Origin of the sequence: Pseudomonas sp. BNK-7, from assembly GCF_048072025.1 — a bacterium.
Lineage (GTDB): Bacteria > Pseudomonadota > Gammaproteobacteria > Pseudomonadales > Pseudomonadaceae > Aquipseudomonas > Aquipseudomonas danubii.
This window is the reverse complement of the sequence record NZ_CP182252.1, coordinates 4,433,988-4,459,705: the sequence shown is the minus strand read 5'-3', so window position 1 is coordinate 4,459,705 and position 25,718 is coordinate 4,433,988. Positions and strand designations below refer to the sequence as shown.

The window sequence follows — 25,718 nt, the reverse complement described above, 5'->3', positions numbered from 1 at the left end:
CCAGTCGGTGACATTGGCCTTGATCGCCGCCTGTGCAGCTGGGTCCTCGCGCAGCGAGGACGGGTTGTACATCGAGCCGATGAACACCCCGATGGCCTGCGTGTCGTCCTGCTGGAACCGGGCCAGGGCATCGCTGTTGTATCCGGCGCTCTCGAAGGTCAGCCAGGCCACTTCGAGCATCTGCCGCAGCGGCGGCGAGCAGTGCTGCGCCTCGGCGTCGGAAATCGCGAACAGCTGGTGATCAAAGGCCTCGACCTGGTCCAGGAAGCCGCCGTAGTAGCGTTGATCGCCATTCAAGGCCGCTGACCAACGCTGAGCGCCGGCCTCGCTGATACAGTCGCGACCGTTGCGCAGGTTGTCCCAGAACCCGTCCAGATCAGCCGCCATCGGATAGCGCCCATTGACCCCGATAATCGCGATGTCGCGGCTCCCAGCCCGAGGCTCGACCCTGCCTGAGGCATGCGGCGCGGGCCGCAGCTGGGTGTGACCACGGGCCGGCAGCGGCACCTCGGCCCGTGCCAGCGGTGCCGGGCGTTCGGCCAGTTGCGGGGCAAAATGACGGGTCAGCGCCGGCCGGTGTTCGGCCACCAGGTAGCGGGTCAGCTGATTGATGGTGTTGTGTTCGAACAAGAGGGTGCGCGACAGCTCGCCGGCGCTTTTTTCCAGCGCCTGGATCAGGCTGATCTGCAGGATGGAATCGATGCCATAGCGATCAAACGCGGTGTCGCGTTGCAAACGCTCGGGCGCCATGTTCACCAGCTTGGCCAGCACCTCGGTGATCAGTTGCCGGCAGTGTCCGGCCAGTACCTCTTCTTCCATCTCGGCCTCGGGGCCGGGGTTTGGCGCCTGGGGCGCGACCGGCAGCGGCGCGACGTCGACCCGGGCCGGCAGGCAGACCACGCCATCGCTGGCGGCAACGATGATCTGCTGGCCCAGGGAATGGCTGGCCGAGGCCGGAAAGGCAACGTCCTCAAAACCTTGGTCCCGCAGCAGTTGCCGCCAACGTTCGGGGTACACACCAGGGCAGCCGGGAATGCGCAGCGCCGTGTCGTTGTGCAGCCACCAGCCTTCGAGCAGGCCGAACGTCAGGTGGGTGAACAGCGAACGGTCGCTGATTTCATTGAGCACCAGCAGCCCGCCCCGGCGCAGCGCGGTCTTGGCGTTTTGCAGGGTGCGCCGCAGGTCGGGGGTGGCGTGCAGCACATTGGTGGCGATCACCAGGTCATAGTGCTGCAGGCGGATGCCTTGCTCGGCGCAGGGTTTGCCCACATCGAAAATCGCCGTGCGCAGGTAAGGCGCCCGCGGCGCGAAATGCGTTTGGGCATGGTTCAGGAACGCCTGGGACAGGTCGGTGTAGCAGTATTCGGCAATGCCCTGCTGCCACGGGCCCAGGCTGTTTATCAGCCCCGCAGTGGTGCCGCCGGTGCCGGCGCCGATTTCCAGAATCCGCAGCGGCTGGCCGTTAGCGGCCTGACGGCGGGCGACATCAACGACCACCTGGCCCAGCACGGCATTGAAGTAATCGCAGACCCGATTGTTTTTATAGATGCCCTCCACCAGGTCCATCGAGCCGTTGGGGAACATCACTGCGGTAGCCAACTGCTCACCGCGCAGAATGCCCGGCAATGCCCGGACAAAGGTCTGCAACAGTTGCACTTGCGCCTGCAGGTCGGCGTCTTGGCACCATTGTTCACTGGCCAGCTGCCATTGCGCCGACAACGCCGCCTGATCAGGCAGGGCCGACAACAACTGCCCCTGCTCATCGATATCAGCGTTTTGCACCAACCAATCCAGACTTTCGCGCAGCCAGCGGCGATAGAACGGCTGGGCCCGCAGATTGGCCGCCACCGCCGGATCGGCCGCGATCCGTTGCTCGGTCAGCGGCCCGCCGGCGGCCAGGGCGCCGAGGCAGGCGAAGATGTGAGCCAGCAACAGCCGGTTCATCTCGTTGGCCGCCGGATGATGTTGCGGCGCCGGGCCCGCGCCCTGGGCAACCTGCACCCAGTCGGCGCCCGCCAGTACGGCTTGCGCCGGGTAGCAATCGAGCTGCCAGTGGCCGTTGATGCCGGCAATCGCCCGGGGCTCCAGCAACTTGACCAGCCCCAATTGCGGCAAGGGGCTGGCCAGCAACCGCTGCAGCGCCGCCATGCCTTCCTGGGGTTCGATGGAACCCAGGCCCTGGGCGGTCATGAGCGCCCGGTAGCCCGGATCGGCCACCACCCCCACGGAACCCCAATAACCCCAGTTGATGACCTTGACCGGGCAGCCGCCGCGCTGCCTGAGCTGGGCTGCCAAGGCATCGGTAAAGGCGCAGCCGGCGGCGTAGTTGCTCTGACCGGCAGCGCGGCTGAAGGCGATCATGGATGAGAAAAACAGCACGAAATCCAGCGCCGGGTTGTCCACCGCGGCACAGACCTGCGCCAGGGCGCTGCTGCTCAGGCGCTTGGCATCGAACACCGCGCTGAACTGCGCTTCGTCCATCTGCGCCAGACGTCCATCGTCCAGTACCAGGGCCGAATGCACCCAGCCATTGATCGGCCCGCAGGCCTCGAGCACATGCTGCCGGGCCTGGGTCAATTGCCCGATGTCCGTGGCGTCGGCCTGGATGTACAGCGGCGGCGCGGCGTTGTGTTGCCGGGCCAACCGTGCCAGTTGCTCCAATGAGTGCTTGATCCTGTCGTCAGCGGTGCGGCGGCCGAGCCAGACCACCCGGGCCCGCCAATGGCTGATCAGATGCCGGGTCCACACTTGGCCAATGCCTCCGGCGCCGCCGATCACCACATACACGCCACCTTCGCGGTACTGCACGGCGCCCGCTTCGGCCGGCTCGCGCTCGGCCAGTGGCAACAAGCGTTGGCAGAACCATTGGCCGTCACGCCAGGCCAGGCATTCCCCGGCCACTTCGGGCTCAGGCAGCGTCTGTGGCAGTGCCTGGCCGTGGGCCGGCAGGTCCATCAGTTCCACCCGCCACAGCGTTTGCTCCTTGGCCAGGGACCCGGCCAGCCCGTGGCAGGCGGCCTGTTCCGGCGCCAGGGGTTCATCGCGGTGCACGGCAACACTGGTGTTGAAGATCAGTTGCAGCTGCAAGGCCTGTTGCGCAAACCCCGACTGCAGCAGGGCCTTGATCAAGCGGAACAGCATCAGCGTGCTCTGCTGCGCCGGAGCCAGCCAGATCAGGCGCTGGAACGGTGCACAAGCGGCCAGTTGAGCACTGAGCGCCTCAAGGGTGGACGCCTGGGTCGGCATGAACTGAATCTGTGGATGCAGCCCGGCCAGCCAGTCGCGCTGATCACCGGACGCACCAATGGCCAGCGTCGGCAAGGCTTGCATCACCTTGGCCGGGCTGTCGGCGATCAGCCATTGCGGGGCCAGCAGGCTCAAGCCTGCCGGCAGCACGGGCTCGCTGTCCTGCGCCAGCGGCTGTCCGCGGCCATCGCGCATGGGCCGGGAACTGAAACCGCGCAGCGCCACGGCCACCTGGCCCTGGGCGTCGCACAGTTGGATGTCGATCCGCTGCACGGCGCTGCCCGGGTGACGGCTGTCGAGGCTGATCAGTGCCCACATCTGCGCTTGGCACCGGGCAAACACCTGCACGTGCTCAAGGGCGAAAGGCAGCAGCGTCTGGCCTGTGCCCTGGTGGTCTTGCAACAGACCGATGGAGGCCTGGACCGCCGAATCGAGCATGCCCGGATGCAACACCCAATCCCCCGCAAAACCCTCTGCCGCCAGCTCCAGGCGGGCCAGCACCCTGCCCTCGCCCAACCACAGCTGGGACACACCGCGATGGCCAGGGCCGTAGTCAATGCCCATCGCCGCAAACAGCGGATACAGCTCGTGCGCTTCCAGGCTGCGCTGCCAGGACGCCGCGCACAGCGTGGCCAGATCCAGCGCCGGCACCTGGGCTGCGGCAATCACCTGGGCACTGCCCTTGCAGTGTTCAAGCACCCCGCCCTCGGCGTCCGAATAAATCCTGAAGTCGATCTTGTGCTGCTCCAGTGTCAGTGCGACATGCAGCTCGCTGTGCTCCGCTGTCGGCGTATAGGGCGTCAACCAGACGACGTTGTTCAATTGCAGCGTGCCGCTCTGCGCTGCCTGCCGATCCAGCGAGCGCTCCACCGCGGCCCGGGCCATTTCCAGATAGCCGACGCCGGGCATGGTGTTGCACTGGTTGACCCGATGGTCGACGAACCAGCCCTCGTCGCCCTGCCAGCGGCTGCTGAAACGCTGCTGGTAGAAGTCCGAGGTGTTGCGCTCAAGCATCGGGTGCAGCCACGCCGCCGGCGCCCCACGGCCGGGCACTGCAGCGCCGGCCAGGTCTGTGACCCAGTGGCGCTCCTGGGCGAAGGGATAGCCCGGCAGACTCAGGCGCCGCAGCGGGCGATTGCTTGGATAGAGCTGACGCCAGTCGATCTGCAGGCCCTGCACCCACAGTTCCAGCAACTTGGGGTACTTGCGTTTGTCGATCCAGGCCGCCAGTGCACCGGCCATGTCCTCGTCCTGGCGAAACAGTGCCAGGGCCGGGTTGTCGCTCTCGGAGACGCCGCGATACAGGGCTTTGCCGGTCGCCGCAAAGTCATCGAGCTGGCGTTGCAGATCGCTCAGGGAATCGCTCAACAGCGCCACCCGCTCCTGCATCGCGTCGCGGCCCACTTGCAGGGTATAAGCCAGATCATCGAGGTAGGCCTGGCTTTCGAGCGGCTCCTGATGCGCTCGTGCGCCGATGAACGCTGCCAGGCGACGGGCAGCCTCACGCAGCCGCTCCGGGGTTCTGGCCGACAGCACAAACGCTCGCGCGCCGGTTGCCAGCAGCGGGCGCTCCACCTGCGGTGCGCGGTACTCCTCCAGCAGGACATGGGCATTGGCACCGCCAAAACCGAAGGAGCTGACCCCCGCCCGCCGCGGCAGTTGGTTGCCCTGGCGGTCCTGGATGGCCGCCCATGGACGATTGTGCTGCACCACGTAAAACGGGCTGTTGTCGAGTTCGATGTAAGGGTTGAGCTGTTCACAATGCAGGCTCTTGAACAGGGTCTTGTGCTTGAGTTGCAACAGCACCTTGATCACCCCGGCGATCCCGGCCGCCAGCTCCAGGTGCCCCATGTTCGACTTCACCGAGCCTACGCCGCAGTAGCCCTGCGCCAACGCCTCGTTGCCCAGCTCTTGGTTGAGTTCGCGGAAGGCCATTTTCAGGCCGTTGATTTCAATCGGGTCGCCCAACTCGGTGCCGGTGCCATGGGCCTCGATGTAGCCGACGCTGCGCGGATCGACGCCGGCCTTGCGGTAGGCCGACTTCAACAGCTCGGCCTGGGCCCGCGGGTTGGGCGCCGTCAGTGAGTTGGCCTTGCCGCCGTGGTTTTCCGCGGTGCTGCGGATCAGCGCGTAGATGTTGTCGCCATCGGCCTCGGCCTGGGCCCGTTTTTTCAGCACGATCATCCCCACGCCTTCGCCACGGGCATAGCCGTTGGCCTGGGCCGAAAAGGTCTTGCTGCGCCCGTCCAGGGCCAACATCCCGGCCTTGCTGAAGCTGATTTGCGCCTCGGGGGCGATCAGGGTATTGACCCCACCGACCACCGCCATGGCGCAGTCGCCACTGTGGATCGCCTGAACGGCGCGGTGGATCGCCACCAGGGACGAGGAACAGGCGGTTTCCACGGGCTCGCTCGGGCCGTGAAAATCCAGCAGGAAGCTCATGCGGTTGGGGCCGACCGAAGGCACCATCGCCGTGGCGCTGTAGCCCTCCACCGGTATCCCGGCCTTGGCGATCAGGCTGCTGTAGCCGGTCACGCCGGTGCCGACGAAGATCCCGGTGTCACTGCCCGCCAGATCGGCGCTGGCGTAGCCCGCGTCTTCAATGGCCAGCCAGACATAGGTCATCAGCAGCCGCTGCTGCGGGTCCATCAACTGCGCTTCCCGTGGCGAAATGGCGAAGAACAGCGGGTCGAAGTGATCGACGCCGTGGATGAAACCGCCCCACTTGACGTTGGTCTTGTCGACTTCGCGATGAGGATCGCCGTAGTACTCGCGCCAGTCCCAACGGTTGGCGGGAATCTCGCTGATGCAGTCGCGCCCGTCCTTGAGGTTATGGAAAAACTGCTCGACGTCCTCGGCCATGGGAAAGCGGCCACTGATACCGATCACCGCGATCTCGTCATCGATGCGGTTTGCCGGTGGCGTTTGCCTGACTCCGCTGACGCCGTCCCCTGGCCCCGGGGCCATCGTTGGCAGCGCTTGCTGCCGGGGCTGGGCCGCGGCGGCTGGCGCTGCGCTGGCCTGCGGCGCGAATCGTGGAGCCAGCGCCGCCTGATGCTCGCGCTCCAGGTACGCGCAGAAACGGCCGACTGTGGCGTGTTCAAAAAAGATCGTCGGCGCCAGGTTGAGTCGCCATTGCTGTTTCAGGGTATTGGCCAGGGTGGTCAGGCTGATCGAGTCGAAGCCGTATTGGCTGAACTCGACATCCAGACGGATATCGCCAGCGGGAATCTTCATCTGCGCCGACACCTGTTCGATCAGCGCCCGCTGCAAGGCTTCAGTCAGCGGCGCCGCCTGCTGCGCTGCAGCCGACAACGATGCCGGCTGCGCTGAGAGCGCTTGTGGCTGTGGCTCCGGCATTGCCGCGGCGGTGGCCGCGTTGACCAGCGCGGTCATCGGCTCGCGCCGGCCGTGCATCACCAGCACCTGGGGCAAGGCCAGCGCCACGCACTGGCGCAAGGCGTGAATCCCGGCGTTGCTCGGCATGGCCACCATGCCGGTACTCTGGGCCATGTGCTGCGCGGTGGCGGCATCGACCTGCATGCCGCCCTCTTTCCACAGCGGCCAGTTGATCGCCAGGCTCTGGCCCTGGCGCAGGCCCTGGGCGGTGAGCTGTTGGCGGTAAGCGGCGTAGTGATCGACAAAGGCGTTGGCGGCCGCGTAGTCCGCCTGGCCGACGTTGCCGACGACACCGGTCCCGGAGGAAAAGCAGATCCAGAAATCCAGCGCCAGCCCAGCGCTGGCAAGGTCCAGGTTGCGGCTGCCGGCGACCTTGGCCGCCAGCACCTGGCGCAGTTCGTCATCCTGCTTGTTGATCAGCAGGCTGTCGCGGATCACCCCGGCGCAGTGCAGCACGCCGTCGAGGCCGTGGTGCTCGGCGACAATCCCGTCGATCAACCGCTGTACCGCCTGGGCGTCGCTGACATCCAGCGACTGGTAGTGAACCCGGTTGCGGCCCGCATCAATCCCGGCCAAGCCGCCTGCGGCCAATGCCGAGCGGCCGGTGAGAATCAGCGTGGCGTCGCTGACACGGGCAGCGATGGCCTGGGCAAACAGCCGGCCGAGGCCGCCGAGGCCACCGGTAATCAGGTACACCCCGCGGTCCTTCCACGGCGCGTCGATCGCCAGGTCGACCGGCGGGCATGGCCGCCAACACTGAACCTGGCGCCGGCCTTCCCGGTAGCGGATGGCGACATCGCCGGCGGCGATATTTTCCGCCAGCCGTTGTGCCAGTGACGATGGTTGATCCAGCTCGATCAGTTGGCCGCGCACCTGCGGCGCCTCCAGCTGCAAGCTGCGCAGCATTGCCGCCAGGCCGCCGCTCATCCGCTCGCCGCGCGGGTTATGCACCGCCAGCTGGAGCAGGCGGCGTCCGCCACCGCCGGCCAGCAGCCCACGGATCTGCTGCAACAGCGCCAGGGCCAGCTGTTGATAGTCCACCGCGCAGTCCTGATCGGGAGCCTCCAGCACCGTGCACTGGCAAGCGCCGTCCTGGGTGCTCAGTTGCTGCTGCACCTGGGCGGCCAACTGCGGATCAAAGCCACTGAGCAGGATCAGGCGCTGGCCAAGGATCGGCGCGGGCAGCGTCGGAGCCGCCTGCTCCAGCCACTGGGGCTGGAACAACAGGGTTTCCAGCAACTCAGGCTCGGCGCCTGGTGCTTCGCTCGGGGCGCTCAGCACCCTTGAAGTAAAGCCCTGCATCAAGACGCAGAGGGTGCCTTGGGCATCGAACAGCTCGATGTTCAGACGCTGCAAACCGCTATCGGCCTGCTGATCGTCGCGGCGTTCGGCGTAGCTGACCCGAGCCCACATCCGTTCGCTGCTGGGTTGCAGAATCTGCAAGCCTTCCAGGGCAAACGGCAGGGTTGGTCGGGTCAACGGCGGCAAGTGCTGCCGCTGGTCCTCACTCAGCACCACGTCGGCCCCCAGACTCAGGGCGATGGCCGCTTGCAGCGCCGAGTCCATGAGCGACGGATGCAGCACATAGTCCTCAAAACCAACGCGCTGACAGGCGGGCAATCGCAGTTGCGCCAGCACTTCACCCTGCCCGAGGTGCACCGACTCCAGGCCCTGATAGGCCGGGCCGTGGGCAAAGCTCATGGCCCGGTAGGCCTCGTAACACTGCTCGGCGCTCAACTGGCCGCCGTTCATCCGCGCCTTGAGCGCCGCCAGATCCACCTGCCGGGCTGGCGGCGAAGTGAAAGCGGCCAGGCCCTGGCTGTGCAGCAACGCCTGTGCAGTGGCTTGTCCGGTGAGCGGATCGAGTTCGCGGCTGGAGATCTCGAAGCGGATCGCCCCGTCCTCATCCTGGATCAGTTCGATATCCACCTGGCGCGGCTGGGCGCCGACGATCAAGGGCCGCAGCCACACCACCTGAGTCAGGGTTGGCTGTTGCCCTGGCGTGGCCATCGCCACCGCCGCCCGGGCCATTTCCAGATGGGCGACACCAGGAAAAATCCGTTGCCCGCCCACCACGTGCTGTTTGAGGAAAAACTCCTCGCCATCAAAGCGGCTGGTAAAGCGCTGACGCTGCAGGTCCGAGGTGTTGCGCGCCAGGAATGGATGCAACTGGCGCGGGACGCAAGAGCCCTCGGCGCTGACCGTGCCCGCCGCCGCGCCCCGTTGCGCCGGCGCTATCCAGAAATTCTGCCGGGCAAAGGGATAGACCGGCACGTGCACTCGGCGGGCGTCGCCCCGGTGTTGGCGATTGAAGCTGTCCCAGTCGAGCTTGCCTCCCGCGGCCCAGGCTTGAGCCAGGGCTTGCAGGCGCTGTGGCTCGGCGCTGTCCGGCAGCTCGATGTCGCCCCCCTCTGCGGTGTCGATCTGCCCGCAATAGACGTCGCGGGAGGCGTGGCCGTCCAGCCAGTCATTGAGTTGCTGGCGCAGTTGCTCCTTGTCCGAGCAGAGGATGATCAAGCGGTGGGCATGGGCCTGCCGCCCGGTTTGCAGGGTGTACGCCAGATCCACCAGGCGCAGCGCCGGATCTCGCAGGGCCTGGCGCACACGCCGGGCATAGCGCTTGAGGCTGTCGGCGGTGCGTGCCGACAACGGCAGCAGGCACAGGCGCGGCTCGTGGCCGAGCGGCGCGGCCGCAGGCTTAGGGGCTTGTCGGATGACCATGTGCACGTTGGTGCCGCTGTGGCCAAAGGAGTTGAGCGCCGCCATTTTCGGCGCCTCGGCCAGCCATTCCCGGGGCTCGGGGTGGATATGGAACGCCGACCCCGCCAGTTCGATCCGCGGGTTGAGCTGCTGGAAATTCAACAGCCCCGGCAACTGGCCATGCTTCATCGACAGCAGGATCTTGATCAGGCTGACCACCCCGGCCGCCGCCGACGCATGGCCGATGTGCGCCTTGGCGCTGCCCAGGGCGCAATAGCCGGTGTCGGTGGTGAACTGACGGAACGCCCGGACCAGGGCATTGACCTCCACCGGATCACCCAGGGGCGTGCCGGTGCCATGGGCCTCGACGTAGCTGATCTGCCGGGGATCGATGGCAAAACGCCGATACAGCTCGCAGATCAAGCGCTCCTGGGCCTGGCCACTGGGGGCGGTTATGCCGTTGCTGGCACCGTCCTGGTTCATTCCCGAGGCGCAAATCACCCCGTAGATCGGGTCGCCATCGGCCAGGGCCTGGGAAAGACGCTTGAGGGTCACCATGCCCACCGCCTCGGACAGAACAATGCCGTCGCTGCGCTGATCGAAGGTATGGCAGCGCCCGGTGGGCGAAAGCATGTCCATTTGCGCCAGGCTGATCAGCCCGGGTTCGCCCAGGGTGGCGAAGACCCCTCCGGCCAGGGCCAGATCGGCTTGCTGGTTGCGCAGGCTTTCACAGGCCAGGTGGATGGCCGTGGCCGAGGATGAGCAACCGGTGTTGACCACCAGCGCCGGCCCCTTGAAATCCAGGAAGTAGGACAGCCGCGAGGCAATGATCGCGTCGGAGGCGCCGATGAAGGTTTCGTGGAAATAGCCGGTCGGCTCCGCCCCGACAAAGATGCCCACCGCCTGGTCGCGAAAGCTTTTCGGGTTGTAGCCGGCGTCTTCCAGGGCCTTCCAGCTCTCCTGCAGGATCAGCCGCTGATGGGGGTTCATCGACTCCGCATCCCGGGGCGAGATGTTGAAGAACAGCGGGTCGAAGTCGTCGCGTTCGGCCAGCACACCGCCCCATTTGCAGTAGGTCTTGCCGGGCTGGCGCTCGGCCGAATAGCTGCGTTGCAGGTCCAGGTAACGCTCGCCCAACTCGACCACGCCATCGGCGCCGGTGCTCAGGTTGTGCCAGAAGCGTTCGACGTTCTCGGCGCCGGGAAACTGCCCCGACATGCCGATCACGGCAATGTCGTCGTGCAGCTGCGGCGGCACCGTCGCGGGTGTTTCGGCGCGGGCCTCGGTGCTGGTTTCGGCGCTGGCCTTGAGCTGTTGCAGCAGTTGCCGGGCCTGTTCAGCGCTGATCTGGCGCTGTTGCAGCCGGGCGATGATGGAGTGAAATGCTTGGCTGCTCATGATTGTCCTTTACCGGCCGTAGCCTGGGCTGCGTCGTGGTGTGCGCTAGTGCTGTGGTTGACCAGTTGCAGCAATTCATCGATGGCCAGTTCTCCGCAGAGAAAGGCCGCTTCCAGTTGCCCCACCGATGGCGCCGGTTCGCTTGCCGCCGCTGGCGCGGCATCACCGACCAAGGCCGCGCACTGCGCCGGGTATTGAGCGAGCAGGTAATCCACCAGGCTCTCCAGCGATGGGTAGTCGAACAGCAAGGCGGTGTTGAGCTCGATGCCCAGGGCCGCGCCGATGTGGCTGACAAAGCTCACGCCCAGGATCGAATCGATGCCGTAGTCGGCAAACGGCTGATCCACCTGAATCCGCCCCGGTTCCAGCTGCAGGGTCTTGGCCAGGCCGTCCAGCGCCAACGCGGTCAGCGCCCCGCGGCCGCCGCCATTGGCTGCAGGCGCCGATGGCAGGGGCTCGGAGGCCACAGTCGCGGCCAGTGGCCGTGTGGCAAGCGGCACAGGTTGGGGCTGGTGCTGGGGCTTTTCGTCGGGCACGAACAGCGCCGCCGGGGCCACGCCGTTGCGCTGCGCCACGACGATCTGCTGGCCAAGGCCGTGGGCGCATTGCGCCGGAAAGGCCACGCTGTGGAAACCGCTCTCGCCCAGCACCCGGGCCCAGCTCTGCGGGTACAGGGCCGGGGTGCCGGGGATGCGCAGTTCGGGGTCTTCGTACAGCCACCAGCCCTTGAGCAAGCCGAACGTCAGGTGAGCGAACAGCGACCGGTCACTGATTTCATTGAGCAGCACGATGCCGTCGCGCCGCAGCAATGCCGCGGCATGGGCCAGGGTGCGACGAATGCTGCCGGTGGCGTGCAGCACATTGGCGGCAATCACGATGTCATAGCCGCCCAGTTCCAGGCCTTGGGCCTGCGGCGGCTGTTCGACGTTCCACAGCTGATAAGTGAGGAACGGGTTGGCCGCACCGTAAGTGTTCCTGGCGTACATCAGGAACGCCTGGGAGATGTCGCTGTAGCAATATTCAGCCATCCGTTCGCGCCAGGGCTGCAGAGCCGGCAGCACGATGGAACTGGTGCCGCCGGTGCCCGCACCGATTTCCAGAATGCGGATCTGCCGTTGCGGCTCACGGATCGACAGCCCCTCCAGGTGCTGTTGCACCACCCCGGCGAGCACCTGATTGAAGTAGTCGGACAAGGCGTTGTGACGATAAACCCCTTCGACTTTGTGCATCGAACCCTGGGGGAACATCACGTCGGTGGCCTGGGTCCGTGCGCCGAGTATGGCCGGCAGCTGTTGCAGGCAAGCATCGACCAGTTCCACCTGGGCCTTGCGTTGTGGCTCGGCGAGCAACTGATCCCTGAGCTGGCACCAGTGCTGCTCCAGTGCCTGCAGATCCACCGGCGCGGTCAGTGCGACCTGCGTGCCACGGCGTTCCAGCAGTCCCTGCTGTTGCAGCATTTCCAGGCTGGTGGCCCACCAGCGAGCGTACTGCTCGCCGATACCGGCCTGGCGCCGCAGCCCGTCACTGTCGGCGAACTGCCCCGGCTGGCTGAATAGGCCCATGCGACACAGCTGCACCAGGGTCATGGCCGCCATGGCACGGTCAAACGGCGCCGGGTCATGGGCCGCAAGCAACGGCGCCGCCGCCTGGCGATAACGCTCGAAGCCGTCGTCCGCCGCGTGCCCGGCGCTCTGGCCCAGGACGATGGGCTCAGGTTGCAACTGCATCAACTGCTGGACCGGCGCCGAAGCGGCCATGCACAGCAGCTGATCGAGCTGGCCCTGGCTCAGGGCATCGATAAAGCGGGCAAAGCACTCGAAACCCTCGCGGTCCTGCAGAGCCCCGGCGTGGCGGCTCATGGGTTGCGCCGTCGGGTCCGCGGCCTGTTGTTCGGTCAGCGATGACAGCCAAAACCCCCAATTGATCGCCCCCACCGGGAACGCCGACTGTTGTCGCAGGCTGCGCACCAGGGTGTCGCCGAAGGTGATGCCCGCGGCATAGGCGCCCAGCCGCGCCGCACCCGAGAAGGCAAAGCTCTGCCCGGAGGAGAAGTAGCACATGAAATCCAGCGGTTCGTCGGCCAGGGCCCGGTAGAACTCGATGCCGCCCCGGCTTTTCACCTGCAGGATGGCGTCGAACTGCGCCTCGGGGATGCGGGTGATCGGGTCTTCATGGTTGAACACCACGGCGGAGAAAATCGCCCCGTTGATCGCCCCATGGTGCTGTTTGATCCAGGCCACGGCCCGTTGCAGCGAGGCCGGATCGTTGGCGTCGGCTTGCAGGTAGTGCAACTGCGACGGCTGCACGCTGCCCTGAACCCGTTGCACACAGCTGGCGAGCCGCTGCTGCACCTTGGGGTCGTCGGCGCTGCTGCGACCGAGCCAGATGACCCGGGCCTGATAATCGGCCAGCAGATAACGACTGATAATGCTGCCCACCGTGCCGCTGCCGCCGAGAATCACATAGACGCCCCCCTGCTTGAGCGCCGGGGTGACAAAACCGCCGTCGACTGCCGAGGGTTGCGCTTGCCAGCTCAACCTGAAAAGGCGCTGGCGATAGGCCTTGCCGTCCCGCAGGGCCAACACCTCTCCCCGAGCCAACCCGGCCTCACTCTGCAACTGGTGCAACAAGCGCGGGCGGCGTCGGCTGTCGGCCAGCTCGCGGCTGGCGACATCCAGGTTGCGCACCCGGAACCGGTGTTCGCCCTGGGCAATCGCATAGGCCATGCCCGTCAGGCCGCCCCCCATGGCACTCACCGCCTCGCCACTGATGTCGAAGTTGTCCTGGCTGATGATGTAACTGTCGATGGCCTGGCAAGGGCTGTGCTGCTTGAGCCATTTGATCAAGCGCAGCAGCAGGATTTCGTGGTTCTGCGGGCTGTCGAGCTGCGCTTGCCAGTCGGCGGCCGCGGCGTGGCCAGCGAAGAAATACAGGCAATCGATGGCCGGCACCGCCCCCAGGCATTGCTCCAGCGCTTGCGGATCAGTGGCATCCAGCGCCCAGTGATCCGCTGCCAGACAGGCCGTGTGCCTGCCCGGTTCCAGGCGTATCACCCGGCCGGCGCCGGTGGCAAAACCGGCGCTGAGCAGGTAGTTCGCGGTGATCGCCTCCGCCACCGGCCGCAGCGCAGCCTCGGCGACAATCAGCACGCAGCGCTGTTGCACAGGCGCGGGCTCGACGCTCGACGCTTCAGCGCCCTGCCCCACGGCCTGCCAGCGCGCCAGGTAGCTCAGGCCATCACTGGCTGCGGCAGCCGGCGCCGGGGCCGCTGGCGTATGCGTGACCGCGCTGGCCCCAGGCTGCACAGCCGGCAACCAGTACCTTTCCCGGGCAAAGGGGTAGACCGGCGCGCTGATCCGGTACGGCAGCGCTCCGCTGCGCCGGGCCTGCAGCAGCGACCAGTCGATGACCGCGCCCTTGACCCACGACTGCAGCAACTGGTGCAACTGGCCGCTCTCGACCCACTGGCTGACCTGCGTGGCCGCTTCGGCATCGGCCTGGGCCGCCGGGCGCTTGCCCTGCAGGTCGCCGCGATGAAAATCGGCATCCGCCGTGGTGTCCTGGTCGATAAAGCGGCGCAGCCGGGTCGCCAGCGTGGCGACACTATCAACGATCAGTCCAAGCCGCGCCGCCATCATTTCCCGACCCTGCTGCAGGGTGTACGCCAGGTTTGCCAGGTCGGCACCCGACAGCCCCGGACGTGCCTCTATATAGGCCAGCAGGGCCTGGGCGTAGTCCCGCAGGCGGTCCGCGTCGCGGGCGGAAAGCAGGATCACTTCGGCGTCACTGGCGTGCGGCATCGGCCGGTATTCGTCGTGTTCCTGGAGCAGCACATGGGCGTTGGCACCGCCAGCACCGAAGGATGAGACCCCGGCGATCCGCGGTCCGGCGTTGGCCGGATGCCAATCGTCCAGGGTCTGCTGCAGGTAAAACGGCGTGGCGTCCAGCCGCAGGTTGGGGTTGAGGGTGGCCGCGTGCAGGCTTGGCACCAGTTGCCGATGCTTGAGCTGCAGAATCACCTTGCTGACCCCGGCGATCCCGGCAGCAGCCTCCAGATGGCCAATGTTGGCCTTGACCGAACCCAGCGCGCAGTGGCCCAGGGCTACATGGTCAAGGGCAAAAGCCTGGGTCAGGCCGCTGACTTCAATCGGGTCGCCCAGCTCGGTGCCGGTGCCATGGGCTTCGATGTAGCTGATCTGGCTGGCGTCGAGCCCGGCCTGATCGATGGCCAGGCGGATCACCTTGGCCTGGGCCTGGGGGTTAGGCACGGTGTAACCGTTGGTTTTACCGCCATGATTGACCGCCACGGCGCGGATCACCCCGTGGATGTTGTCGCGGTCCGCCAGGGCCTGGGACAAGGGCTTGAGCAATAAGGAACCGACGCCCTCGCCCGGCACGAAGCCATTGCCGCCTTCACCGAAGCTGCGGCAGCGACCATCCTTGGAAAGCATCTGCCCGGCGCTCAACTCAACGTAATTGGAGGGGTGCAGGTACAGATTGACGCCGCCGGCAAAAGCCATGCGGCACTCGCCGCGGCGCAGGCTTTCACAGGCCCGGTGCAGCGCGGTCAACGACGACGAACACATGGTGTCCACCGGCTCGCTCGGTCCGTTGAGGTCCAGAACGTAGGAAACCCGATTGGCGGTGGAGCCGAACGAGGTGCGCGGAAAGACCAGTTGCCCCTGCTCGCGCAGCGCCGGCCCGTACAGGCCGTAACCGGTCTTGGTGATCCCGGCAAAGACCCCGACATTGCCCTGATACTTCGTCGCCAGATCCGCCTTGGTGATCCCGGCATCTTCCAGGGACTGCCAGCAGGACTGCAGGAACAGCCGCTCCTGGGGGTCCATGTTGACCGCCTCACGGGGCGAGATATTGAAGAACAGCGGATCGAAATCGGCAAAACCGTCGATAAGACCGCCCCATTTGCTGTAGCTGCGAGCCTGCTTCAGGGCCTCGGCGACCGAGTCCACGTAGAAGCCTTCAAGCGGCCAGCGCTGCGGCGCGATCTCGGTGATGCTGTCGCGCCCCGCCTTGAGGTTGCGCCAGTATTCGTCGAGGTTGGCGGCCTGCGGATAACGCCCGCTGATGCCGATGATGGCGATGGGTTCGGCGGCGGCCATGGCCATCGACGCAGGCACTGGGCTGGCCTGGCCAACGGCCGGCGCCGCGATTGGCGCCTCCTCGGCCAGGCCGCTCCATATCAGGCAGGCACGCTGATGTTCGGCCACCAGGTAGGCGCTCAGGGCGTCGAGGCTGGGGTACTCGAAAAACAGCGTTTTCGACAACAGGCGCTCGGCCGGACGCAACTGCGTCATCGCCGAGAACCGCTCCTCCAGCGCTCGGTTGAGACGAATGATCATGATCGAGTCGATGCCGTAATGCTCCAGCGGGGCGTCGCATTCGACCCGGGCCGGCGGCAGCTTGGTGACGGCGCAGAACACCGCCTTGAGGCGTTCCAGAACCGCCGCCGACAGCTGCGCAGGGTCAACCGTCACCCGGGGCAAGCCAGGCGCCGGTGGTGCTTCGACCGGCTCAGCAGCGCCAAACTGACCACGAATCTGCGCCAGATCCCCTTCGATCACCAACAGCCGCGCCAGGCCGGCGCTTAGCCCCAGTTGCAACGCCTGGATGCCATGCACCGACTGCATCGGCACCATGCCGGTCTGTTGGCGGATGTGCGCCTGGTCGGCGCCGCTGATCTGCATGCCGCCATCGCGCCAGAGGGGAAAGTTGAGCGACAGCGTGTGGCCGAAGCGCAGGCCCTGCTCGACGCGCAGGTTGCGCAGCTCGGCAAACTGATCGATGAACGCGTTGGCCGCGGCGTAATCGGCCTGCCCGACGCTGCCAAGCACCGCCGAACAGGATGAAAACAGCACGAAAAAGTCCAGGTACAACCGGCGGCAGGCGCGGTCCAGCAGATCGGTGCCTAGCACTTTGGCGGCAAACACCTCCACCACGTCCTGCGGGGTTTTCTGGGCCAGCAGCCGATCGCGGTTGATCCCGGCGGCGTGGAGCACGCCGTCGAGGCCTCCGTGGGCCGTGCAGATCTGTGCGATCAGCCGCTCCAGCCCTTGGCCGTCGGTCAGGTCCAGTGGCTGGTAAACCACCGTGGCGCCCAGGTCGCGAATGGCCTGCAACTGCGCCTGCTGGCGTGAATCAAGGTGCGAGCGGCCAACCAGAATCAGGGTGACATCCCGGCATTGCTCGGCAATCGTCCGGGCAAAGATCAGCCCCAGGCCACCCGCGCCGCCGGTAATCAGGTACACCCCGCGGTCTTTCCATAGGGGGCGATCGCTTGTGCGACCGGCGGCGACATCGTCCGCCAGCTCTTGCCACTGCAGTTCCTGGTGCTGGCCTTGCAGGTCGAGGCGCTGCAACACCGAGCGGGCGCGCAGACGGCGGGCCCCCAGTAGCCCAGGCAACAGGGCCAGTTGCGCGGCCGCCAACGGCTGCTCGTCCTCGGTGTTGACCAGCAGGCACCTGGCACTGAGGGCCGGTTGTTCCAGGCAGGCGCTTTTGAGCAGGCCTTCGAGGCCGGCGTACAGACGGTCCTCCGGTGTCTGTTCGGCGATCATCAGCTCCAGGTGAACCCGGCCCTTGAGGGCCTGCAAACGCTGCAGCAGCGCAATCGCCAGCGCCTGATAACAGGCTGCCGGGCCGCTGTTGGCGCACGCCAGCACCTCGCCGCTGACGCCTGCGGCGGCGCTCAGGGCTTGCAACTGTGCCACTTGGGCGTCGTTGAAGCCGACCCACAGCAGCAAAGACTGGCCCAGCTCAGCACTTGCATCAGCGCCGCTACTGAGCGGCTCCTGCCACACCGGACGCGCCAGAAACAGCCCGGTGGCAGGCGACTCCAGCCGCTGCGCCACGGCGGGCTGGACCAGGGGAGTCGGCGTCTGCTCGGCCCAGTAGCGCTCCTTGGCAAACTGGTACCCCGGCAGATGAATACGCCGGGCCGAACCGGCCGGCCACAGGGCCGCCCAGTCAATAGAGCCGCCGGCCAGCCAGTCCCGAGCCAATCGCCCGCTGTCGTCGCTGGCCATCGCCGGGGTGTCGCCGTTGGCCAGCCGGGTCAGTTGCGTGCGCAACTGGTCCAGGTCGCTGACGACCAATGCGGCCCTCACCGCCATCGGTTCCCTGGCGGTCTGCAAGGTAAAGGCAATATGGCTCAGTGGCGCTTCGCTCCTGTCCAGCCAGCGCGCCAGGGCGCGGACGTTGTCGCCCAGGCTTTCGACGGTTTTGGCCGACAGCACTATGACCCGGCTGACAACGTCTGCTGCGGTACTGGGCACAGGGGACGGCAGCTCCGGGTATTCGGCAATCACCAGGTGTGCGTTGGTGCCGCTATGGCCAAAGGAATTGAGCGCCGCGACCCGTCGCTGGCCGCCACTGGCTTGCCAGGCCTGTGCTTGGCGGTTGATGTAGAACGGTGAGTGTTCGAGCTCGATCAGCGGGTTGATCCGCTCAAACCCCGGCATGGCCGGCAAGGTGCGGTGGCGGATCGACAGCAGCACCTTGATCAGGCCGATCACACCGGCTGCGGCGGCGGCATGGCCGAGGTTGGCCTTGGCGCTGCCCAGCACGCAGTAGCCCTGGGCGTCGGTGAAACCGCGGAACGCCCGGATCAACGCATTGGCCTCGACCGGGTCCCCCAGGCGGGTGCCGGTGCCATGGGCTTCGACATAGCTGATGTGCCCGGGGTCGACACCAAACCTGCGCCAGGTGTCGCGCAGCAGTTGCTCTTGTGCATCGCCGTTGGGCGCGGTGATGCCGTTGCTGACCCCGTCCTGGTTGACTCCCGAGGCCTCGATGACCGCGTAGATCGGGTCGCCCTCGGCTTCGGCGTCTTCCAGGCGCTTGAGCACGACCATGGCGACCCCCTCGGAAATCACCGTGCCGTCGGCGGCGGCATCGAAGGCGTGGCACTGGCCGCTGGGGCTGAGCATGTCGATGGCCGACAGGCTGATCAGCCCCCGTTGGTCCAGCAATGCATAGACCCCGCCCGCCAGGGCCATGCGGCTTTCACCGTGGCGCAGGCTTTCACAGGCCTGGTGGATCGCCACCGCCGAGGACGAGCAACCGGTGTTGACCACCATGGCCGGGCCCTTGAGGTCGAGGAAGTAGGACAGTCGCGAGGCGATGATGGCCTCGGAGCTGCCGGTAAAGGAGTCATGGTGATAGCCACCGGGCTCGGCACCGACGTACAGGCTGACCGCCTGCCCCGCCAGGGTCATCGGGTTGTACCCGGCATCTTCCAGCGCCTTCCAGCTTTCCTGCAGCACCAGGCGCTGATGGGGCGTCATGGATTCGGCTTCATGGGGCGTGAGGTTGAAGAACAGCGGATCGAAGCAGTCGCGGTCCTTGAGGATGCCGGCGCGATTGCAATAGCTCTTGCCCGGCTGCCGGTCGGCGCTGTAGGCCTCGGGTTGCAGGTAGTCCGGCCCCAGCGCCTGGACGCTGTGCTGTCCGGCCAGCAGGTTGTCCCACAGGGCGTCGACGTCAGCGGCGCCGGGAAACTGCCCGGCCATGCCGATCACGGCAATCGCACCGAGTCCGCTGCGCCCGGGCTGGCTCGCGGGTTGATTGCCCGCCAGTGCTGCGGCCAGTACCGGGTTGCTCGGTACGGCTGGCGGGACGGCTGGCGCCTCCCCTGCCTGTTCGCTGCTCGCCTCACTGTTCGGGATTGCCGCCAGCGCCTGCGCGATCTGCGGGCCGTGGGCCTGTTGCAGGTAATGCTGGAGCTTGCTCACGGTGGCGTGCTCGAACAGCAGCGCGCTGTTGAGCTTGATCTGCAGCTGCTGGCCCAGCTGCTTGATGAAGCCGACCCCGAGAATCGAGTCGACGCCGTAGTCGGAAAACGGCGTACGCAGGCCGATGCTCTGCTCATCGGCCTTGAGGGTCCGGGCCAGGGCCTGGATGATCACCTGCTGCAATCTGTCGGCAACAGGTGCTGCGGTGGCTGTCGCGCTTACAGGATACTCGTTCAATCCAGACTCCTTGTCTTCTGCGGCGGTACTCGGCAGCGGTGGCGCAACGCTGTGCAGGGTCAGGGCGTCGCCATGGGCGGTGATGATCTGTTGGCCCAGGGCGAGTGGTTCCGGCAGATGCAGATCGACCTGTTCAAAGCCGCTGCTCCACAGCAACTCAAGCCAGGTCTGCTCGGCGATCAGTGGCGAGCCGGGGATGCGCACCCCGGGGTCCTCGTACAGCCACCAGCCATCGAGCAGGCCGAAGGTCACGGTGGCGGCGCAGGTCTTACGGTTCAGTTCGTTCAACGCCAGCAGGCCGCCGCTGCGCAACAACGAACGGACATGGGCCAGGGTGTGGCGCATGTTGGCGGTGGCGTGCAGCACATTGGTGGCCACGACAATGTCATACCCCTGGCGGTTGCCGGGGAGCTGGCTGATGTCGAGGATTTGCGTGGTGAAGTAAGGCCGGCCGGCGGCGAAGCTGGCGTGCCCGTGCTGCAGGAAGGCGTGGGAAAGATCGCTGTAACAGTATTCACCCAGGTGCTCGGCCCAAGGTTCCAGCGCGGCCAGCAAGGGGGCTGTGGTGCCACCGGTGCCCGCGCCGATTTCCAGGATGCGCAGCGGCCGCCCGGGTTCGGCTGCGACCAGCCGTTGCACCTGTGCGCTGACCCGCGAGGCCAGTTGCGCGTTGAAAAAGTCCGACAGGCTGTTGTGCTTGTAGATGCCCTCGACCTGGTCCATCGAGCCGTCCGGAAACAGCAGGTCCGTGGCCTGGATCTGCCCCGTCAGGATCTGCGGCAGGTGCATCAGGCACGCGTCGACCAGGGTCACTTGAGCCCGGCGCTCGGGGTCTGCCAGGTAGTGCTCGCACTGGGTTTTCCAGGCCGCGAGGATCGCCGCGTGCCGTGAGCGGGCAATCGGCGTGGCCACCCCAAGGCCTTGGCCTTGCTGGCGCAGGTAGCCGTGCTCCAGCAGAATCGCCAGGCATTCCTGCCACCAGCGGCGGTAGCGCTCGCCGATACCCGCCTGCTGGCGCCAGAGCTCGGCGCTCTGCACCTCGGGGCTGGTGAAGATCCCCAGGGTCTGCAACTGGACCAACAGCAGCACGGCAATCGATTGATCGAGCATTTGCGGGTCAAACAGCTGCTGCAAGCGCTCATGCTCGGCAGGCTGCAGTTCGCCCCCCGGCAACCTGGCACTGGCCAGCGCTCCGGGCTCCAGGCGCCCTTGCAGGCCCTCGGGCACGGCCATCAACTGACGCACGGCCGGCGAGGCCTTGATGCACAGCAAGCGGCGCAGCGAGCTGCCGGCCAAATGCGCGACAAAACGGCTGAAACAGGTAAACCCCTGGTCATCATCCAGGGCATCCAGGTGCTCGCTGACCGCCTGCGCCTGCAGCGAGGCGCGCCAGAACCCCCAGTTGATCACCCCCACAGGAAAGCGCGCGCGCGGGCCAATGGCCTCGGCAAAGGCGTCGGCAAAGGTGATGCCACAGGCATAGGCCGAGAGCTTGGCCGCGCCGGAAAAGGCAAAGCCCTGCCCGGAGGAGAAATAGCAGAGAAAATCCAGCGCCTGCCCGGCCAGCGCCTGATAGAAATTCAGGCTGCCACGGCTCTTGATCTCGAGAATGTGCTGAAACTGCGCCTCGCTGCTGTGTTGGATGCTGTTCTCGAAGTCGAAGACCATGGCGCAAAACACCGCACCATTGATGCGTCCATACCGCTGATTGACCAGGGCCACGGCCTGCTGCAATTGCACCAGGTCGGTGCCATCGACCTGCAGGTAATCGACCCGACCGCGCCACTGCTCGTGCCCCAGGCTCTGCTGCAGTTGCGGACTGTCGGCGGCCTTGCGCCCGAGCCAGATCACCCGGGCCTGATAGTGCTCGATCAACTGACGGCTGATCACCTGACCGATCACACCGCTGCCGCCGAGAATCAGATAGACCCCGTTGTGTTGCAGCGCCGAGGCACTGCCGCGGTTCGCCGGCAGCGCCAACGGAATCAACTGCTGGACAAAGCGCTCGCCCCGGCTGAGCTTGATCGGTTCGCCGCGCTGGGACGCCGGCTCGGCGAGGATCTGTGCCAGCAGGCGTTGACGGCTGTCCGGGGTTTCCAGCTCGTCGCGGTTGAGGTCCAGGTTGCGCAGGTGCACCCGGTGCTCGCTCTGGGCCAGCGCATACCCCAGGCCGGCCATGCCCGCGCCCAGCGGATTGCCCCGTTGTGGCGCCCCGGCAAAGGCGTAGCGGCCAAACGACAACAGGAAACAGTCGATGCCGTGACCCGCTGGCATTTGGCTCGGCAACGCCTTGAACAGCCGCAGCAGCGGCAACTCGTGGTGTTGCAGGCTGTCGGCGAGCGCCGCCGGCGACAGCTCGTCGGCGCTTTGCCCGCTGATCACCAGCAACTGCGCCACCGGGCCCAGTGCCGCCAGAATCGTTGCCCAGCCAGCCGGATCAGCAGCACTGCAGCGCCAGTGGTCCGCCGCCAGTTGCGCCGTAGTGCCCAGGGTGCAATCGATCCGCAGCACCTGGCGGCGGTCCTGATAGTGCTCGGTCAGCGCCGCCAACAGCCCCTCGCTGGCAGCGGCAGACTCACCCAGCGTGACCAGCAGCACCGCGCCGGTGCCTGGCGCCTGAGCCTGTTCGTCGGCACTTTGCGCCTGCCAGCGAGGCAGGTAGCAGCAGCCGTTCAGATCTTGGTCCGAGGGTTCTGCACTGCGGACCTCATGGGCGGGCGGATGTGCCAGCCCGGGCATCCAGTAGCTGTTTCGGGCAAAGGGATAACCCGGCAGGCTGATCCGCAGCGGGCGCCGGTAGGCGTCGTGTCGGTAGAGCCTGGGCCAATCGACGACTGCGCCTGCGACCCACGCCGCGGCCAGTTCGCGCAGTTGCTGGTGCTGCAACCATTGCTCGATCAGCTGCGTGCCCGGCTCCTCCAGCGTCTCGTCATAGGGGTCGCTGTGCCCCTGCAACACCTGCTCTTGGGTTTCGCCTGCCAGCCATTGCGCCAGCCGACGCTGCAGCTCGGCGAGCGAATCGACCTGCAGCGCCAAGCGCTCGGCCATGGCTTCGCGGCCGACTTGCAGGGTCCACGCCAGATCGGCCAGGGCCACCTGTTGTGCGTCTTGTGTGGCGAGAAAGTCCTGCAAGCGCGTCACCGCTTGCCTCAGGCGCTGCTGGTCGCGGGCCGACAGCAGGATCAGCCAGGGGCCGGGCATGGCCGGGCGCGAGTCGGGGCTGGCGAGGTGTTCTTCAACGATCAGCGACGCATTGGCACCACCGGCGCCGAACGAGGAAATCGCCGCAATACGGGGCTCGCCCTGGGTGCTCCAGGGCGCCAGTTGCTGTTGCAGGCGAAACGGGCTGTGGGCGAAATCGATCTTCGGGTTGGGCTGTGCCGCATGCAGCGACGGCACCAACTGGCGGTGCTGCAATTGCAGCAGCACCTTGCTCAGGCCAGCGATGCCGGCGGCACTTTCGCAGTGACCGATATTGCTTTTGATCGAGCCAATGGCGCAGGAAGCGCCATCGCTGCTGGCAAAGACCCGGCTCAGGCCGCTGATCTCAATCGGATCGCCCAGCGCGGTGCCGGTGCCATGGGCCTCGATGTAGCTGATCTGCCGGGCATTGACCTCCGCCCGCGCCAGGGCTTTTTCCAGCACACGCTGTTGAGCCCCGGCGCTGGGGACGGTGTAGCCGTTGGTCTTGCCACCGGCGTTGATCGCCCCGCCACGAATCACCGCGTAGATCCGGTCGCCATCGGCCAGGGCCCGCTCCAGCGGCTTGAGCAGCACCGCACCCACACCTTCGGCGTCGACAAAGCCGTCGGCATCATCGGCAAAGGCCCGGCAGTGTTCGCCGCGCGACAGCATCATCATTTCGCACAGGCCGAGGTAGTGCTGCGGGTTGACGATCAGGTTGATGCCCCCGGCGATGGCCAGATCGCAGCTGCCACTGATCAGGCTCTCGACAGCCAGGTGGATGGCGGTCAGCGATGACGAGCAGGCACTGTCGAGCGCCAGGCTCGGGCCCTGCAGATCCAGCTGATAAGACACCCGGTTGGCAATCGACCAGTAATTGCTGATGGGGTTGTAGCTGCCGTTCATGACGCCGACAAACACCCCGACCTCGCCCTGTTGATGCAAGGTTGCCGGGTTGTAGCCTGCGTCTTCGATGCTGTGGTAGGCGACTTGCAGGAACAACCGCTCCTGGGGGTCCATCCGTTCGGCTTCGGTGCGCGAAATGCGGAAAAACGCCGCATCAAACTGATCGATGCCCTCGATGAAGCCGCCCCAGCGCGTGTAAAGGTGCCCGGGCTGCCCCTTCTCGGCCGAGAAATAGCGCTGCCAGTCCCAGCGTTCTTCGGGGATTTCGCCAATGGCGCAATGACCACCCGCCAGATTGCGCCACAAGTCGCTCATCGATTGCGCCCCTGGATAGCGGCCGTCGAGACCGATAATCGCGATAGAGCCGCCCGCGCCCTGCTCCCGGGCCTTGGCGCTGCTGTGCGGTGTGCTGGCGGGTGCCTGCGGCGCGGGCTGTTCGGCCTCGGGCTGGCCCAACAGCCGCTGAAGTTCTTCGCCACGCTGCTGGATAAAGTGCTCGGTCAGCGCCGCCAGGGTCGGGACTTCAAAAAACAGTGCGCTGTCCACGGCGGCAAAGTGCTCACTGAAGGCATGGGTCAGCCGCACCACCAGAATCGAGTCCAGGCCATAGTCTTCCAGTGGCCGCGACAGGCTCATCTTGTCGGCCGGGATCTTCAGCGTGGCGCTGACCAGATGGCGCAGGAAATCGGCGACCCGACGCCGCCAAGCGTCCGCGCTGCTCTGATCCGGGCCTGGGCTGAAGGTCTCCCGGGGCGCGCGGGCGTCAGCCGCCGCCGGCACCGGCCGCTGCTGGCCGACGACCGGCTGACGGACGATGCCGTCGCTCTCGGCGAGGATGATTTGCTGGCCCTGGGCATGGGCCTGCCGGGCCGGGAACAGCACCGGGCTGAATCCCTCTTGCTCCAGCACCGCCTGCCACCCCGCCGGCGACAGTCCAGGGCAACCGGGCAGCCGCAGAGGGCCATCGCGATACAGCCACCAGCCTTCGAGCAGGCCGAAGCTCAGGTGGGTGAACAACGACGCCTCGCTGATTTCGTTGAGCATCAGCAAACCGCCCTTGCAAAGCAGGGCCTTGGCATTGCGCAAGGTCTGGCGGATGTCGGGGGTGGCGTGCAGCACATTGGTCGCCACCACCAGGTGGTAGTGATCGGTATCGATTCCCTGTTCGGCGCAAGGGCGCGAGACATCGAACAGACGGGTGTGCAGGAACGGATGCTGGGCAGCGAACTGGTCGCTGCCGTGTTGCAGAAACGCCCGTGACAGATCGGTGTAGCAGTATTCGCCCATCTGCGAACGCCAGGGTGCCAGCGCCGCCAGCAGGCCGGCACTGGTGCCGCCGGTGCCGGCGCCGATTTCCAGGATGCGCAGCGGTTCGGCGTCCGCCGGGCGGCTTTCGATATAGGCCAGCACCGCCTCGGTCAGCACCTGATTGAAATAGTCGGCAACCCGGTTGTGCTTGTAGACCCCTTCCACCAGGGACATCGAGCCATCGGGAAACAGCAGGCCGGGGGCGCTCTGCTCGCCGCGCAGCACCCCCGGCAAACCCTTGAGGCAGGCGTCGAGCAACAACGCCCTGGGCGCCAGGTCCGGGTCCTGGCGCCATCCGGACAAAGCTTCATCCCACTGTTGCCACAGGGCCCCGGCGTCGGCGGTTTCGACACCGGTCACATACTTGAGGCTCTCGGCCAGCCACCGCTGCAGGTAAGCCGGCGTGACAGGGCCGTGGCGAGTGGCCAGGTGTTGCAGGTCCTCGGCATGGCCAAGTCCCAGCGCCTGGAGCTGGCTCGCCAGCAGGCGGCGCGCCAGTGCATCGAGTTCACCAAAGGCGCCGGCGCTGGTCTGATGTGCGGCTGTTTGCATGCTTCAACTTCCCTGTGACGCGTGTGCTGTAAGTGAATG

Annotated in this window: 2 protein-coding genes (1 of these 2 only partly in view); both read right to left on the bottom strand. The window is 66.4% G+C overall.

Annotation, left to right across the window (positions count from 1 at the left end; all coding sequences use genetic code 11):
• On the bottom strand, positions 1 to 10,743 hold the 5' portion of the coding sequence (locus ACMGF8_RS20385) for an SDR family NAD(P)-dependent oxidoreductase (RefSeq protein ID WP_416757015.1). 1,404 nt of this gene lie to the left of the window's left edge; 10,743 of the gene's 12,147 nt are visible here — the first part of the coding sequence; the start codon lies at positions 10,741 to 10,743; its stop codon lies beyond the left edge, outside the window.
• Entirely contained in the window at positions 10,740 to 25,679 is a 14,940-nt protein-coding gene (locus ACMGF8_RS20380; protein WP_416757014.1) for an SDR family NAD(P)-dependent oxidoreductase, read from the bottom strand. Before ACMGF8_RS20380 ends, ACMGF8_RS20385 begins: the two co-directional genes overlap by 4 nt.
• Positions 25,680 to 25,718 lie beyond the last annotated feature (39 nt).

What these genes read in the sequence shown, in the direction of transcription:
- ACMGF8_RS20380 (WP_416757014.1), bottom strand. Translation starts at nt 25,679, where the DNA reads ATGCAAACAGCCGCACATCAGACCAGCGCCGGCGCCTTTGGTGAACTC.